The organism is Shewanella sp. NKUCC05_KAH (genome assembly GCF_019345585.1).
Lineage (GTDB): Bacteria > Pseudomonadota > Gammaproteobacteria > Enterobacterales > Shewanellaceae > Shewanella > Shewanella oncorhynchi.
This window is the reverse complement of record NZ_JAHKQZ010000007.1, coordinates 141,775-158,418: the sequence shown is the minus strand read 5'-3', so window position 1 is coordinate 158,418 and position 16,644 is coordinate 141,775. Positions and strand designations below refer to the sequence as shown.

12 protein-coding genes are annotated in these 16,644 nt (G+C 46.3%); all 12 read left to right on the top strand.

Annotation, left to right across the window (positions count from 1 at the left end):
• Positions 1-158 precede the first annotated feature (158 nt).
• The 12 genes from KO533_RS08815 to KO533_RS08760 all read left to right on the top strand — a co-directional run bounded on the left by KO533_RS08815 (position 159) and on the right by KO533_RS08760 (position 16,624).
• On the top strand, positions 159-647 hold the full coding sequence (locus KO533_RS08815; protein WP_173248708.1) for a type II secretion system protein: 489 nt from the start codon (positions 159-161) through the stop codon (positions 645-647).
• Positions 637-1,191 (top strand): type II secretion system protein, encoded by a 555-nt coding sequence (locus KO533_RS08810; RefSeq protein ID WP_173247172.1) that lies wholly within the window; start codon positions 637-639, stop codon positions 1,189-1,191. Before KO533_RS08815 ends, KO533_RS08810 begins: the two co-directional genes overlap by 11 nt.
• The gene (locus tag KO533_RS08805) at positions 1,191-2,063 is read left to right on the top strand and encodes a type II secretion system protein (protein ID WP_173247169.1); all 873 of its coding nucleotides are present in this window, start codon (positions 1,191-1,193) and stop codon (positions 2,061-2,063) included. The genes KO533_RS08810 and KO533_RS08805 overlap by 1 nt, the downstream gene beginning before the upstream one ends.
• Positions 2,053-2,532 (top strand): MSHA biogenesis protein MshP, encoded by a 480-nt coding sequence (locus KO533_RS08800; RefSeq protein WP_173247166.1) that lies wholly within the window; start codon positions 2,053-2,055, stop codon positions 2,530-2,532. The genes KO533_RS08805 and KO533_RS08800 overlap by 11 nt, the downstream gene beginning before the upstream one ends.
• Positions 2,533-2,560: 28 nt before the next feature.
• A complete protein-coding gene (locus tag KO533_RS08795; RefSeq protein WP_219253737.1) occupies positions 2,561-6,304 on the top strand; it encodes a DUF6701 domain-containing protein in 3,744 nt (1,247 codons plus the stop codon).
• A gap of 340 nt (positions 6,305-6,644) precedes the next feature.
• Entirely contained in the window at positions 6,645-7,694 is a 1,050-nt protein-coding gene (locus KO533_RS08790; RefSeq protein ID WP_105251284.1) for a rod shape-determining protein, read from the top strand.
• 44 nt (positions 7,695-7,738) lie between these two features.
• On the top strand, positions 7,739-8,743 hold the full coding sequence (gene mreC / locus KO533_RS08785) for a rod shape-determining protein MreC (protein WP_219253736.1): 1,005 nt from the start codon (positions 7,739-7,741) through the stop codon (positions 8,741-8,743).
• A complete protein-coding gene (mreD, locus tag KO533_RS08780) occupies positions 8,743-9,231 on the top strand; it encodes a rod shape-determining protein MreD (protein ID WP_105251286.1) in 489 nt (162 codons plus the stop codon). Before mreC ends, mreD begins: the two co-directional genes overlap by 1 nt.
• A 2-nt stretch (positions 9,232-9,233) precedes the next feature.
• Positions 9,234-9,839: a Maf family protein gene (locus tag KO533_RS08775; protein WP_198573065.1), complete on the top strand. Its 606-nt coding sequence runs from the start codon at positions 9,234-9,236 to the stop codon at positions 9,837-9,839.
• Positions 9,840-10,057: 218 nt separating this feature from the next.
• Positions 10,058-11,524 carry a ribonuclease G gene (gene rng / locus KO533_RS08770; protein ID WP_168825804.1) on the top strand — a complete coding sequence of 489 codons (1,467 nt, stop codon included), beginning with the start codon at positions 10,058-10,060 and terminating at the stop codon, positions 11,522-11,524.
• The gene (locus tag KO533_RS08765) at positions 11,524-15,870 is read left to right on the top strand and encodes a YhdP family protein (protein WP_219253735.1); all 4,347 of its coding nucleotides are present in this window, start codon (positions 11,524-11,526) and stop codon (positions 15,868-15,870) included. Before rng ends, KO533_RS08765 begins: the two co-directional genes overlap by 1 nt.
• Positions 15,794-16,624: a carbon-nitrogen hydrolase family protein gene (locus KO533_RS08760; protein ID WP_219253733.1), complete on the top strand. Its 831-nt coding sequence runs from the start codon at positions 15,794-15,796 to the stop codon at positions 16,622-16,624. Before KO533_RS08765 ends, KO533_RS08760 begins: the two co-directional genes overlap by 77 nt.
• Positions 16,625-16,644 lie beyond the last annotated feature (20 nt).

Below are 16,644 nucleotides of genomic sequence, written 5' to 3'. Positions count from 1 at the left end.
AAAGGCCTGCCTAGCAGGCCTTTTTTTTAGATAAAATACGGTTCTTACATGATTTTAAATAAATGAGCCAGCCAAGGGTTTTCCGACATTTATTTGCGTTAATCATATAGTTGGCAGAAACTGAACCTAGTACATGAAATCAGCAATTAACGCGAGTGATGCTTAAATTCTCTATGTCAAAACAGGCCGGATTTACTTTAGTAGAATTAGTAACGACCATCATCTTGATTTCAATTCTTGCTGTGGTTGTACTGCCACGCCTGTTTACTCAGTCTTCCTACAGTGCCTATAGTTTACGTAACGAGTTCATTAGCGAGCTGCGTCAAGTACAGCAAAAAGCGCTCAATAATACCGACAGATGTTTTCGTGTAACTGTTTCTGGCACTGGCTATCAAGTGAGTCAATTCTCTGCCCGAAATGGGGCGGTTTGTTCTGGTACCGCATTATCGCCAAACCCGCTTTATACCCAAGCTTTTCAAGGTGGTGCTCAATTAGTGCTAGTGAGCACTAACAGCAGCAACTTTACCCTTGATTTCGATATCAATGGCCGACTTTTTCCAAGCTGTAATGGTGATTGTATTCGCGTGACCGCAAATGACACTGTGATGATTAATATATCCTCCGAGGGCTATATTTATGCGAATTAATCCTCGGTTGCTATTGGGCAAAGTATCAGTAAAAGCATCCAAAAAAGCCAAACCACAGAAGGGTTTTACCCTTATCGAATTAGTGATTGGCATGCTGGTGATTGGCATTGCAATAGTGATGCTAACCAGCATGTTATTCCCCCAAGCTGATCGTGCGGCCAGTACCTTACATAGAGTACGCAGTGCTGAGCTTGCACATTCGGTGATGAATGAAATCTGGGGTAAACGTTACGATCAAAACACCAATGCCAATGGTGGCACGCCAGCCTGTGGTAGTCCGCTAGGGAGTAATTGTTCAACGTCATTAGGCCCTGAGTTCGGTGAGAGTCGAAACAACTTTAACGATGTGGATGATTACAACGGCTTAAATGAAACCGCGACTATGCTCAATTCGACCCAAACCTATGCAAATGCTTATCCTAACTATCGCTTAAGCGTCACAGTTGCCTATGGCGCAGTGTCCAATACTAAGCTAGTGACGATTAATGTGACTACGCCCGACAACGAAGTGATTACTTACAATATGGTGAGGAGTAATTACTGATGGCCTCACCTTTATCTACGGTTAATAAAAAATCCACACTAGGTTTTACCTTGGTCGAGATGGTCACTGTTATCTTGATTCTGGGGATTCTCGTGGTCGGGGTAAGTAGTTTTATTATTTTTGGTACGCGGATTTTTGTTGAGTCGAGTTCAGTCGATCAAGTGCTAAGTCAGAGCCGTTTTGCTGTTGAGCGAGTGACCCGTGAGTTGCGTAGTGCCTTGCCTAATAGCCTGCGAGTTAATACCGATTCGCTAACCTATCAATGTATTGAATTTGTGCCTATCGAAGCCAGCACGACTTATCTAACCATGCCAATTGTGCCTGCTGCTGCCGCGAGCACTGGGATAGTTATTCTAGATAATACGGTGAGTGCGATTCGTGTGAATCAATTCGCTTGGATCTATCCCTTGATTGATGCCGATGTGTATAGCAGCGCGAGACAAAAGCGAGCGCAGGTTAAAACGATTGCTACTGCGCCTTCCCCTTTGGAGCATCAAGTGACGCTGACTTTTACTGCGCCAACACGTTTTGCCGAAGCATCACCACGGCAAAGGATCTATTTTGGTTCGAGTCCAGTGAGCTATTGCTTTGAAAAGGGGCCAAGCGGCAATGAATTACAATTATTGCGTTATGCTGGTTATAACTTTAATGCCGTTCAGCCAAATCCTGCCGCTATGCCTGCCACTATGGGCACGGGCGTGCTAATGGCGCAAAGTGTGGCAAATGTTTTAAATAATGGTGCTGATTTACCGCTGATTTTAACGCCATCTAGCCTAGTGAATAATGCTATGGTGCATTTACAACTGCGGTTTAATGTAAATGGTGAGACGTTCCAATATCGACATCAAGTGCAGGTGATCAATGTCCCTTAATTCACATTGTCGCTCGGTAGGGCGTAACTCAGCATCCAGATCATCACTATCAAGATCGTCCTCTCACGCTCTGCCTGCGCGTCAACACGGCAGTGCATTGATTATTGGCGTATTTGTGATCACTGTGATGTTTCTACTGGCGTCAGCTCTGATCAATATAGTGGAAGACGGGGATACTGGATTAACCCAAGAAGTGTGGGGCACGCGAGCCTTCGCCGCTGCGAACAGTGGCGCCGATGCCGCATTGGCAACATTATTCCCATTAAATGGTTCAGTTGGCATTTGCCCTGCAACGAGCACTTGGAATCCTCCTAATGTAACAGGTTTCCATGCCTGCACTGTGACCTTGACGTGCAAAGCCTATGCGGTAGGTACCACCACCCAATATCGAATCAACAGTAAAGCGGTATGTGAAAGCGGCGAGACCCGTGTTAGCCGACAAGTTGAGGTAGAAGCCCGTGGGAACTAAGTTATCAAAAATGGTATTTAACAAAATAATGGCCAAATTCCCATTAATCCTTTTACTCCTAATCACGGCATTTACATCCCATTTGGCAAAAGCAGATTGGACTAAAACCTTTATAGAAGGTGTAAACAATTACGATAGAAACGGTTCAATTACCTTCAACAGTTCTTATTTATACAATGCCCCTAATAATGCAGGTCGTTGGTATAGTGACTTGCCAACTTATAACTATTTTCAAGGAGGAAACAGCTTTGACAATTTGTGTGTAACATCTAACAACTCTTATCGTTGGTGTCGTTCTGGAGACTATATTGCAACTTTACCTTCTAATCGTGTTGATTTTTCTCAGTGCACTTCTTCAAGCCCTGACAATGTTGGGCCCCCCACGTGGGATAATACGCGAATTAATGTAACTGAAGGTGAGTATAATAATATTGTTCTTGATGGAGGTTCAGATAAAACAATTCGGTTCGTTAGCAATAATGGCGTGTATAAGATGAAGTCGCTTACTGCTACTTCGGGCCGTATTGAGCTGGCTGCTGGACAATATTGGATTGAGAATTTATCTATTAATGACGGTGTAACTCTGGTATTCCCATCAACTGGTACCGTGTCATTTTTTATTAAAAATAACTATAGGCATTACAACTTAAACACAGTTGGGCAACCAGAAAAATTTCTCATTTATAGCTACTCAAATTTCACTCTCAATGGAGGGGCATATCTTAAATCCTATGTTGTTGCTGAAGGGAATGCGGTGCTAGAGGGGAGTTCCTCTTTGGAAGGAGCTATTACTGCTAGAAATATTAGTTTAGGTGGCAATAGTAGTATTAAATTTGACGATAATGCAGCAAAGATTGATGTTGTTCCAAATTGTAATCCTGCACCTGTTTTACAATGCTTTAACGATAATTTCTCCCAAAGCACTTTGAGTAATGACTGGGTTGTTTCTAAAAGTAGTGGAGGATTTACCCCTTCTATCCAAGGCGGTCGATTACGCTTAACCGAAGCTAAATCTGACCAATCTACGGCATCTACCTATCAAAGACTCTTTCCTGGAAAAGCTAACTTAGTGGAGATCCAGTTTGATCACTATGCCTATGGTGGCAATGGTGCCGACGGCATTGCGGTAGTGTTATCGGATGCTTCTATAACGCCGCAGCCTGGCGCTTTTGGCGGTCCATTGGGTTACGGTTATAAACCTGGTATTAATGGGTTCGCGGGTGGTTGGCTTGGGTTTGGTATTGATGAGTTCGGCAACTTCTCCGGTGAAGGCGGTAGTTCTAATGTCGGCCAGCGACGCCAGTCCGTTGCGGTTCGCGGTTCGGGTGTCGGCACGTCAGGGTATAATTATTTACGCGGCGCTTGTAGTAATGGCACTACTAATACGAACGGTAGTTGCTTATCGCCTGCGGTAGACGGCAATAATGTGTCGCCTGCGCACAGGTATAAAATCACAATTGATTCGCAAGCCGCGAATCAATCTATTGTGAAAATTGAGCGTAATACAGGTTCGGGTTTTGTGACTTTAGTTCCCGCATTTAACGCCGCAGCACAAAATGGTCAGGCGGCCATTCCAAGTGATTTTTTATTGTCTTTAACGGGCTCAACGGGGGGCTCAAATAACAACCACGAAATCGATAACGTGCAAATTTGTGCTTTAAAATCAAATCCTATTGGTGCTCAGATCGATCATTTTGAGTTTGATCATACGGGTCAAGGTCTGACCTGTAATGCTGAGACGGTAACGATTAGAGCCTGTGCAAATGCGAGCTGTAGTCAACTCTTTACTGCACCTCTTAGCGCAACCTTATTACCTGATTCTGCGGCAGATGGCGTATGGGTTGGCGGTAATCAAGTGAGTTTTAGCGGTGGCACGGCGCAACTGCAACTGAGGCGAAATACTCCCGGTGTAGTGACTTTAGGCGTGAAGGGCTCTAATCCCACCACCAAACCATTAAGCAAAACCCTTTGCCGTATTGGTAATGGTGGCTTGAGTGAAAACAATTGTTCACTCACCTTTGCCGACAGTGGGTTTGTATTCGATGTACCCGATAAGCGTGCGAATCGCCCCGAGCAAGTGTTAGTCAAAGCGGTGAAAAAATCCGATGTGACGAAGCAGTGTGTCCCAAGTTTCCAAAGCCAGACCAAAACGCTGAATTTCTGGAGCAGTTACCAAACGCCAAGCGCGCCTATCTCACCTAAAGCCGTCACTATCAACAATACAGCAATTGGCAGTTCGAGCGCCTCGCCTACGGCGGTTAATCTGGTGTTTGATACTAACGGACAGGCAAGTATTTCAGTGAATTATCCCGATGCGGGTAAGTTACAATTAGATGCAAAATATGCAGGTACTGGTGATGAACAGGGCTTAGCCATGGCAGGTTCAGACCAATTTGTCAGCGTACCAGCGGGATTGTGTGTTAAGCCGGTGGACGCCAGTGCCAGTTGCCCAAGTACGAATATGAGCTGCAATGCTTACCGTAAAGCCGGACAAAGTTTCGGCATGACGGTGCAAGCGATGGCATGGGAAAAAGATGGCGATCCGGACTTTTGTTCGGGCAACTTATCCACGCCTAACTTTAGTGATGCGCAGATGAAGCTTGCCAGTAAAGTCGTTGCGCCAAGCATTGCCAACGGCGGACTTGATGGGGCGTTAGGCGTGGCATCCTACAGCCACTCGGCGCAGGCCAATAATCTCAATACCATCAGCAATCAGACCATCAGCGAAGTTGGAGTATTCCAAATTGCAGCGCAGGCTAGCCCAAATTATTTAGGGACGGCAAGCAGCTTAAATATTCCAATTGGATATTCAGCTAATATTGGCCGTTTTGTGCCCGATAGATTTTTAGTCAGTAACGTATCGGTCATACCTGCCTGTGGCGGCTTTAGCTATATGGATCAGCTGTTCCCTATGTCGATGGAGCTCAGTGCTTTAAATATCGCGGGGGATATAACGAAAAACTATTTCCCGCCATTTTCCCTTGCCACGGCAAAACTGGTGGGAGAAAACAACAATAATGGTGTTGATTTACAGAGTCGCTTAAGTGCCTTACCTATAAAGGCTGATAGTTGGAATCAAGGTGTGGCGACGGTTGATGCTTCTTACCAAGCTAACTTTAGTCGGGTGACCCCAAATGTGGCGACGAATCTGTATCAGGATGGTCCCTTCGAGCTGCTCGATATTGGCGTGCAATTGATGGATAACGATCCTCGGCCGAATGGGCTTTACAGCTATGTGGCCTCACCAGACATGGATGCGGCATCAACAGGTACTTGCACTAACTGTAATGCTAAGAAAATCAGCACTCAAACCCTTCGTCATGGCCGTGTAGTGATGGATAACACCTATGGTCCTGAGACAGAAATACTGCGTATGCCGACTCGAGCCGAATATTGGAATGGCAGCAGCTGGGCCTTAAATACTGCCGATAGCTGCACAACGGCAGTGTATGCTTTGGGTTCGCAGGTTGATAATTCCGCTCTTGGTTACAATTTTGATCCCGACTTAGTGGCGGGACAAAGTGTTGTGCGTTCTGGCGGGACTGCAACATTCCAAGCTGGCAAATTTGAGTTGCTCTGGCAAGCCGTTACAACAAGTGGGTTGCCATACCGCGGCCAAGTGACGGCGCCCTTGGATGTGCCGACATGGCTAGAATGGTACTGGAATTGGAATGGCGTATCGCCAACAGCGGTCACTGAACCGCGGGCAAGTGCGTATTTTGGTCGTTATCGAGGGCATGACAAAATAATCTATTGGCGTGAGGTAAACTAATCTGAGTTATTTCTCTCATTAAATTGAACTCAGGCTTTCCCTTGAAATGGGCTGCCATTTTACTTATTAGAAGTCGACGAAAACGCTTGTAACAGATTCTAAATGCAATGCCTTAGTTTGATATTTGTTGCTGAATTGTGTGTTTACTCGTTTTTTGTTGCTGATATTTTCGTCAATAAACAGTATTTTCCGCTTAAATACTGTTTTTTACGTGGCGATTTGAAAAAAAATCACTTCATTAGCGATTGTTAACCTCCTCGGTCTTGTGGAATCAGGGTGGCATTGATAAAGTTAGCTGATTTTTCTTTTCTTCTGACTCCACAGAATACAGGCTAGTTACATGTTTAAGAAGCTACGCGGCATTTTTTCTAATGATCTATCGATCGATTTGGGTACAGCTAACACATTAATTTATGTTCGTGGCGAAGGCATAGTCCTCAATGAGCCTTCTGTTGTTGCTATACGTGGTGAGCGTAGTGGCTCCGGTCAGAAATCTGTTGCCGCGGTCGGCACAGAAGCTAAACAAATGCTAGGCAGAACGCCTGGCAATATCCAAGCTATCCGTCCAATGAAGGACGGTGTTATTGCAGATTTTTATGTGACGGAGAAAATGTTGCAGCACTTTATTAAACAAGTGCACAACAATAGTTTTTTTCGTCCAAGTCCACGCGTGCTTGTGTGTGTGCCCGTTGGTGCTACTCAAGTAGAACGCCGTGCTATTCGTGAATCAGCCATGGGCGCTGGTGCTCGCGAAGTGTATTTAATTGAAGAGCCAATGGCAGCTGCGATTGGTGCGGGTTTACCGGTATCTGAAGCGACCGGCTCTATGGTGGTGGATATCGGTGGTGGTACCACTGAAGTCGCGATTATTTCACTTAATGGTGTAGTGTATTCGTCTTCAGTCCGTATCGGCGGTGATAAGTTTGATGATGCGATCATCAACTATGTCCGCCGTAATTACGGGAGTTTGATTGGTGAAGCTACGGCTGAGCGTATCAAGCACACTATCGGCACTGCTTATCCTGGCGATGAAGTGCTCGAGATCGAAGTCCGCGGCCGTAATTTGGCAGAAGGTGTACCTCGTAGCTTTACACTGAACAGCAATGAAATTTTAGAAGCCTTACAAGAGCCATTATCTGGCATCGTAAGTGCTGTTATGGTGGCGTTAGAACAATCTCCACCAGAATTAGCTTCAGATATTTCTGAGCGCGGTATGGTGTTAACTGGCGGCGGCGCTTTATTGCGTGATTTAGACCGTTTATTAATGCAAGAAACCGGAATTCCTGTAATGGTGGCGGACGATCCATTGACCTGCGTAGCACGTGGCGGTGGTAAAGCCCTCGAAATGATTGATATGCACGGCGGCGATCTGTTCTCCGAAGAAACCTAATTTAACTTCGGTATGGGGCGGTTAATCACCGCCTTAGCTTTCCTATGAAGCCAATTTTTGTTCGTGGTATTTCAAACCAATTCCGTCTGACACTGGCAATTATTTTGTCGGTGGCTTTGCTCGTGGCTAATCATCGCCTCGATCCTGTACGGCAATCGTTATCCTCTTTTTTTAGTCCATTGCAGTATTTAGCGAGCGTGCCCGGTGTTGCGCTTGACTGGTCGTCTGAAAGTTTTGCCACCCGCAATATGTTAGCGTTGCAGAATAAAGAGCTGCTCAGGCAGCAATTGCTGATGAGTGAACGCTTACAGCGTTTCGAACACTTACGCCAAGAAAATGAACGTTTACGCGCACTGTTGGGCTCACCAGCCTACCTTGATTCGCGCAAAATGGTGGCTGAAGTATTGGAGGTGGCTAGCGATCCTTTCCATCACTATGCGGTGTTAAACCATGGTTCACGCAGTGGTGTATTTGTTGGGCAGCCTGTGGTCGACGCCCAAGGGGTTGTTGGCCAAGTGGTACAAGTCAGTGAAATGACCAGTAGGGTGTTATTGCTCTCCGATGTATCACACGGATTACCTGTGCGTATCACCCGTAATGATGTGCGCCTTGTTGCCAATGGTACGGGTGAGTTAGATGAAATAGAGCTGCGCCATGTGGCCAAGAGTACCGACATTCGTGTCGGCGATTTGCTGGTCACCTCAGGTTTAGGGAATCGTTTCCCGGAAGGTTATCCGGTCGCGCGGGTAATGGAAGTGTTGACTGAAGATGGTCAAAGTTACGCTCGAGTTACCGCCCAGCCTTTAGCGGCTTTAGATCGTATTCGTTATTTATTGTTGATTTGGCCATCCCCCGATTCTGGTGTGACTTTACCGAGTCAGCCTACCGTGCCTGCTGCGGATCATTCATCGAGCGATAATGTACCAAAAGCAGATAGCGCTGTTCCTGCTGGCGGAAGTGTCACGCCAGCAAAGGCTTCTAAACCTGTGACCGCGCCTGCGACCAAACCGTCAACGGAAACCACTCCTCCTGTGGCTGAGGTGCATTAATGAGTTTTCAGGCCGCCAATGGGCGCTTTATTGTTTGGGTGACATTATTTATCGGCGTGATCAGCCAGATCATGCCTTTACCAAGTGCTGTTGATGCTTGGCGTCCAGACTGGCTATTAATGATTGTTCTCTATTGGTCTATCGCATTACCCCACAGATACAACATCTTAACCGCATGGGTTTTAGGCCTAGTATTAGATATTTTATTGGGAGCCACCTTAGGTGTGCGCTCTTTAGCCATGTCTTTGGTTATTTATATTGCTATCTTGCATTGCCAGCGTCTGCGAAACTTCCCTCAATGGCAGCAGTCGTTAGTGATCATGCTACTGATTTGTATTTATCACTTAGTGATTTACTGGGTGGAATTTGTGATGCAAGAGGCGGTTTTCAAAACGGATCTATTTTTACCTGCGATTTCAGGATTAGTGATCTGGCCTTGGATATTTTGGATTTTACGTCGGGTTCGACGTCATTATAAGGTTCGTTAACTGTGGATTTAGTTTTAGCTTCAACTTCGCCACGTCGCAAAGAATTATTGGCACAGATTGGATTCGGTCGTCCTGAGTTTAGTTTCACGCAAGTGGCACCTGATATTGATGAAACTGTGCAACAGGGCGAAGCGCCAAGGGATTATGTACGACGTTTAGCTGCTGAAAAAGCCCAAGCTGGACTGGCATTATGCGCAGATATGTCACAGCCTGCTGTATTAGGTTCTGATACTATCGTAGTGCTTGAAAATCAAATATTAGGTAAACCGCTGGATGTGGCCGATGCTAAGCAAACGCTCAGTGAACTGTCTGGCAGAACGCATACTGTGATGACGGCTGTGGCACTGACCTACAAAGCAGGCGAGTCTGACTCAACCTTAAAAACCTCAGTGCGCTTAGTCGAAACACAAGTGCGTTTTTGCGCTTTATCGACAGCTGACATTGAGGCTTATGTGGCTTCAAAAGAGCCCATGGATAAGGCGGGCAGTTATGGCATACAAGGGCTCGGCGGTTGCTTTGTGGCTGCAATTGAAGGCAGTTATTCTGGCGTTGTAGGTTTACCTCTGGTTGAAACGCGTGAGTTGTTAGCCGAAGTTGGCTTTATTTAACTGCTGCTGGTTGCTTATATTGCGATTTTGGCTTGAGGTTAGAATGAACCTTATTGGCGTTTAGGGCTCTGAATCGAGTACTCCAATGACGTTGACCTTGTTCCTTTATTCGGTTTTCATGCTTAGAGAGTTTGTAACTTCGATTAATTAATCTAGTTTCCCGAATGGGGTGAGTCGTGAATACCAGTCGCTTAAATCCAAATAAAATACAGCGCAAGATGGGTTCAGAATTACTGATCAACGTAACTCCATCTGAGGCGCGCGTTGCTTTAGTTGAGCATGGTGTGCTGCAAGAAGTCCATATTGAACGCCGGATGAAACGGGGTTTAGTGGGTAATATTTACAAAGGTAAAATCAGCCGTGTGTTACCCGGTATGCAAGCCGCCTTTGTCGATATTGGCTTAGATAAAGCGGCTTTTTTACATGCGTCCGACATAGTACCGCACACTGAGTGTGTCGCCGATGTTGAGAAAGGTCATTTCGTTGTTCGTGATATCGCCGAGTTAGTCCGTCAAGGGCAAGACATTATGGTGCAAGTGGTTAAAGATCCGCTGGGGACTAAGGGCGCACGCCTAACGACCGATATCACGCTGCCTTCCCGTTATTTAGTCTTTATGCCAGGTTCTAGCCATGTTGGTGTTTCCCAGCGTATTGAACTAGAAGAAGAACGCAGTCGCCTCAAACAAATTACTTTGCCCTATGTTGATGATGACGGTGGTTTTATTATCCGCACCGCCGCCGAAGGCGTAGGGGAAGATGAGTTATCCCAAGATGCGGCATTTTTACGCCGAGTTTGGTCAAAGGTGAGTGAGCGACGTAAACGCAGTGGTGTGTCGCTCCTGTATCAAGATTTAGCCTTACCTGTGCGCATTGTGCGTGATTTTGTCGGTACTGAGCTGGACCGTATTCAAGTGGATTCTCGCCGCACTTTTGCCGAGTTGCAGTCTTTTGCGCAGGAGTTTATGCCAGAGATTGCCGATAAGATTGAGCACTATTCAGGACCTGCGCCTATTTTTGATCTCTACGATGTGGAGAACGAAATTCAACGTGCACTCGGCCGTAAAGTCGAGCTCAAGTCTGGTGGCTATTTGATCATAGATCAAACCGAAGCCATGACGACTGTGGATATCAATACCGGCGCCTTTGTGGGGCATAGGAATCTTGAAGAAACCATTTTTAATACCAACCTCGAAGCGACCCAAGCGATAGCGAGGCAGTTACGTCTGCGTAATCTCGGCGGCATCATTATTATCGATTTTATCGACATGATGACGGCGGATCATAAGGCTCGTGTTCTTAGTAGCTTAACCAGCGCTTTGTCTAAAGACAGGGTGAAAACCAATGTGAGTGGTTTTTCGGGGTTAGGTCTAGTCGAAATGACCCGTAAGCGTACCCGAGAAAGTTTAGAGCATGTCGTCTGTGGCGAATGTCCGGCCTGCCATGGCACGGGGAGCATGAAGACAGTCGAGACGGTTTCCTATGAGGTCTTTCGCGAAATAATCCGTTTAAACCGTGCCTACGATGCTGATGAGTTCTTGTTGTATTGTTCGCCTGCCGTGTATCAAAGTCTGCATACCGATGATAATCATCTTATTGCTGAACTTGAGGTTTACATAGGTAAACGCATCCGTTTGCAAAATGAGCCTATGTACTCACAGCACAAATACGATGTGGTGATGATGTAGTGGCTACGTTTTTTACTGCAAAAAAATTTAGCCGTTTTTGTTGGCAATTTCTGGCGCTTATTTTGGTCTTGTTTGCGCTTGCCGTCAGTTTGATCCGTGGTTTATTACCGCAGGTTGATGAAGTTCGCCAGCAACTGGTGAATTACGTAAAAAGCGAATATAAAGTCGATGTGCAAGTGGGGGAGTTATCCGCCCATTGGCAGGCATTTGGTCCTGCAATTAACATCGATGACTTAGTGATCCCGCCACAGGAACAACTGCCTGTGACCTTGATGATCAAGAACGTACAAGTGAAGTTAGATTTTTGGCAATCGCTGCTCACGCTCACCCCACGAATCGAAGATGTCAATTTTGAGGGTGTCCATGTCGCTTTAGACATGGATAAGCTTACCGAGAACGATCCCGCCACAATTAATAAAGCCCCGCAACTCGATTGGCTTTATGCCCTGTTACTCAAACAACTCGATAGATTCTCCTTAACCAATGCCACAGTGCAATTGCTGAGCATGCACCAAGAGTTTCGCCCGATCCATATCCGTCATTTGAACTGGCGCAATCAGGGTGAACGTCACCGCGGTGCAGGGGAACTGTATCTCGATGATAATGCCTCTAAGCATGAGTCTCTCGGATTACAGTTAGATATCAAGGGCGATGGTGCAAATCCCGACAGTTTGACTGGGCAGATTTATTTGGCGGCTAACTCTTTGGATTTAGGTGAATGGGCTTCACGTCAGCCTAATCCCTATGATTCCACTCAAAAGTTACCCTTAGAAGGGGTTGTCAATCTTAAGGCTTGGCTTACGTTTGCCGACCGCAGCATCAGTTCTGCTATGGTTCATTTTGAGCCGAGCTGGCTGCAATGGACATTAAAGCAAGAGCCGCAGAAATTTGAAATTCAAGCGGGCGATATTGTCTGGCAGCCAAAGGAGACGGGTTGGGAAGTGCAAAGTTCAGGACTGGATTTTGTCACCAATGGTGAGCATTGGCCGGCATTAACGCTGGCCGCGAAGCGTCAAAACGATGAATTATTTGCCTATGTGAATCAAGTTAATACTCAGAGTCTATTGCCGCTGCTGCCGCTATTTCCTGGAGTCGATAGAGCCGTATTACGTCAATGGCATGCGTTAGCTCCCGAGGCGAATATTGGACCAATCCGCCTGTATCAAAAAGCCGACCAGCCTTTGCTCGCCAGTACCGAAGTGAAGCAGTTGCATTGGCAGAAGGTTGACGGTATTCCCAATACTCATCCTGTAGATGTGAACCTGCGCTGGCAAGATAAGACGTTGTATTTCTCTCTACCTGAACAAGTGTACACTCTTGATTTTGGTGATGAATTTTCGGCGCCATTAGTGTTCAATGGTGCGCCAATTGATGGTCAATTCGATACTGAACATCTGAGTTTAAATGTGCCTCAGTTGCAGCTTGAAAACGAAGATATCGGTGTTGATGCGGCATTGAATTTGGACTTTAGCGGTGCTGCACACATGGCGCTGGCGGCCAATGTTCGTATCAACAATGTGGCTAATGCCGACAAGTATTTCCCCAATAAGGCGATGGGTGAATCACTGGCTGAGTATTTGGATACTGGGCTTAAAGCGGGTCAGACCCAAGATGCGCAAGTTGTTTGGCGTGGTTCGTTAAGTGGTTTTCCCTTCGACGATAATAGCGGCGTGTTTCAGGCAGCATTTACCTTAACAGATGCCCAATTTCAGTTTCAACCCGACTGGCCAGCGGTCACAGATCTGTCCCTTAACGCTTTGTTTGAAAATACCCGTATGGATCTTTGGTTAAACCAAGGCAAACTGATGAATGTGGATGCCACAGGTGCCCATGTATTTATTCCCGCCATTGGTGAACAGACGCTGCTAAGGATTGAAGCCGAACTGGCTACTCAAGGCAGTGCGGCGACTAAGGTGTTACAAGCCTCACCTTTGGCGAGCTCAGTAGGCAAAACCTTAGATGTCGTGCAAGTGCAAGGTGCTGTTACTGGCACTTTAGACATCAGCATTCCACTGTATGAAGGTGAAGCTGAAGATATTCGTGGTCAAATCCGTTTTGATAATACGCCTGTATATATTGCTCAGCCAGGGCTTCAACTTCATGGCGTGACTGGTGTAGTCGACTTTGCGAATGAGGTTGTGACAGGAAAAGGCATTAAAGCGCGCTTGTTCGAACAACCGCTCAGTTTAACTTTCGACGCTCAGCCTAAAGGTAAAGATTTTGGCCTTAATCTTTCGCTGAAAAGTCGTTGGGATCTCAGCCGTCTCCCCGATGAATTGCACAATCCCTTGAGTGATTTTTATCAAGGAAAAATCAGTTGGGACGGTGCTATGACTATGCTATTTACTGAGCAAGGTTATCAAATCCAAGCCAAAGTGACTTCGGATATGCTGGGGACGCAACTGTTACTTCCAGGATACTTTGCTAAACCCGAAAATGAACCACGACCTTTAGTCGCTGAGTTTGTTGGTGATCAAGATAATGCGACGCTCGATGTCAAACTTGCCAGTCATGCCGAGTTTATCGGTGGTTTTGATGCCGATAAAGGTGCAAATTTTAGTTATTTTGACTTGTTATTGGGGCGTTTATTTGATGAGGATGAAGCCAGAAATACGGAACAAGGTCATATTCAAATCGATCTCGGTAAGGCCAAATTAGCCGAATGGTTACCTGTGATTAATGCCTTTGTTGGTCAAGAGAAAATACCGAAAACGGGCATTTTAGTTGATGATATTCCACATAAAAGTTTATTCCCCGCGGTGGCGAGTATCGATTCTCATATCGGTCGGCTCGATCTTTTAGGGCAAGAACTGACGGAGCTTAGGCTTAATGCTAAGCCTAACGAGACGGGATGGCGTTTTAATACCGTTGCCAACGAATTTGACGGTTGGATCGATTTCTATCCAAATTGGAAAACTCAAGGTCTCAAAGTTGTGGCGAATAAATTTTATTTTTCACCTAAGGTAAAGTCGAACACGGATGCCGATTTTGCCAGTGATCAAGTGCTCACTAACTTACCGCCCGTGGCAGTGAATGTGGAAGATTTTCGTTTTTTCGATAAATCCTTTGGAAAGCTTGTTTTGCAGGCGAGCCCACAAGCGGCAGGATATAAGATTCAAACATTGTCTTTGACTACGCCCAATGTCAATTTGCAGGGCAGTGGCATTTGGCAGCAACTGGCTGGACAGAATAAAACTGACCTCAGTGTTGAGTTAAATGCCACTCAGTTTAGTTATCTATCTGCTCAATTGGGTATAGAGCCTGGCGTTAATGAAGCCCCCTTGAAGGTTAATGCGGACTTATCTTGGCAAGGTGCTCCCTATGCCTTCTCCCTCGAAACCTTAAATGGCAAGGTGAAATTCAACTTAGGCAAAGGCCACTTATCTCAGGTGAGTGACAAGGGCGCACGGATTTTCTCCCTGTTCAGTTTAGATTCTTTGGTGCGTAAACTGTCGCTGGATTTCACCGATGTCTTCGGTCAGGGCATGTATTTCAATTCTTTCAATGGCAATTTGCAGATTGATAATGGCGTGGTGAAAACCACTGACACTGAAATGGATGCCATCGCGGGTAATATGAAGGTGCGTGGCTATACGGATCTCACCACTGAAAGTTTGAATTACGATATCCGCTTTGTGCCGCAGTTGGCCTCAAGTGTGCCGACTGTCGTATTGCTCAGTACCAGCGCTTGGACACTGGGTCTGGGGGCCTTTGCCCTAACAAAAGTGCTTGAGCCTGTGATTGAAGTGATTTCAGAAATTCGTTTTCGGGTGACTGGGACTATGGCTGAGCCTGTGGTCGAAGAGTTAGAGCGAAAGAGTAAAGAGATTGAAATTCCAGAATCTATTTTACCTGTGGTTGGCGTTGAGCGCCCAGCGGTGCCGACCGAAGCCGCGAGTCATAACGCCGATATCACTCAGCCGGTAGAGACTAAATCGACCGAGGCTCAATTAACAGAAGCTAAGCCAACTGAAACTAAGTTAACTGAAGCTCAGTCAACTGAAGTCAAACCAAGCAACGCTAAATCTGAGCAACAGCTTCAAGCAACACAACCAGAAGCGCTCGAGCCACAAGACGTTAAGCCTGAAGAGGCCAGATCTGAAGAATCAAAGTCAGAAGAGCTAAAGCCAGCAACAGATCAAATTAAAGCGCTCGATTTAAAGCGGGAGCAACCTCAAGCGACGCCTTCGCCTGAAGCGCCGAACACGCCTGCCACACCAGAGAATCAACCAGCAGTAGAACCGATTAAGCAAATTCAGGGAGAGCAGAATGCACATCAGCCTGTTGCAATGTCAGAGCAGTCGCGACGTCAGCGCCAATCTGCAGTTTATCGAATCGCAGCTTAACGAACTCAAACGGGATGCCGATGCGCCCCATTTAGTCGTGTTACCCGAATGCAGTTTACTGTTTGGTGGCCATGAAAGTCAGCAACTTGCTTATGCGGGCGATGTCCATCAGAGTCCGCTCAAATCGGCGTTAAGTGCACTGGCCGCCAAGTATCGGGTGTTTATGGTCGCGGGGACTATTCCGGTGTTGGCTGAGGATGGTCGTGTCTATAGCCGCAGTTATCTGTTTGATGATAAAGGTGATACTTTAGGGCATTACGATAAACTGCACCTTTTTGATGTGGATGTTGCCGATGGTACAAAACAATATCGCGAGAGCGAAACCTTCTGCCCCGGTGATCACATTAGTGTTATTGATACACCTTTTGGCAAAATTGGCTTAACCATCTGTTATGATTTACGCTTTCCCGACTTGTTTAGGGCGATGCGCCTTGCGGGGGCTGAGATTATTACTGTTCCTTCTGCCTTCACTAAGGTGACGGGGGAAGCCCATTGGCAAGTATTGTTACAGGCAAGAGCGATTGAAACCCAATGTGTGATTCTCGCAGCGGCGCAATGGGGGCAGCATAATGAAGGGAGCCGAGAAACCTGGGGGCAGAGCATGATAGTCGGTCCTTGGGGGAATATTTTGGCTGAACTCAAAACCGGTACAGGTTGGGTACAGGCAGAGGTCGACTTAACCGAACTGCACAGTATTCGCAGTAAAATGCCCGTCATGCAGCATAATCGTTTCCTTGAACCAAGCTTGAAATAATGCGCCAATAGCCAGCAGAT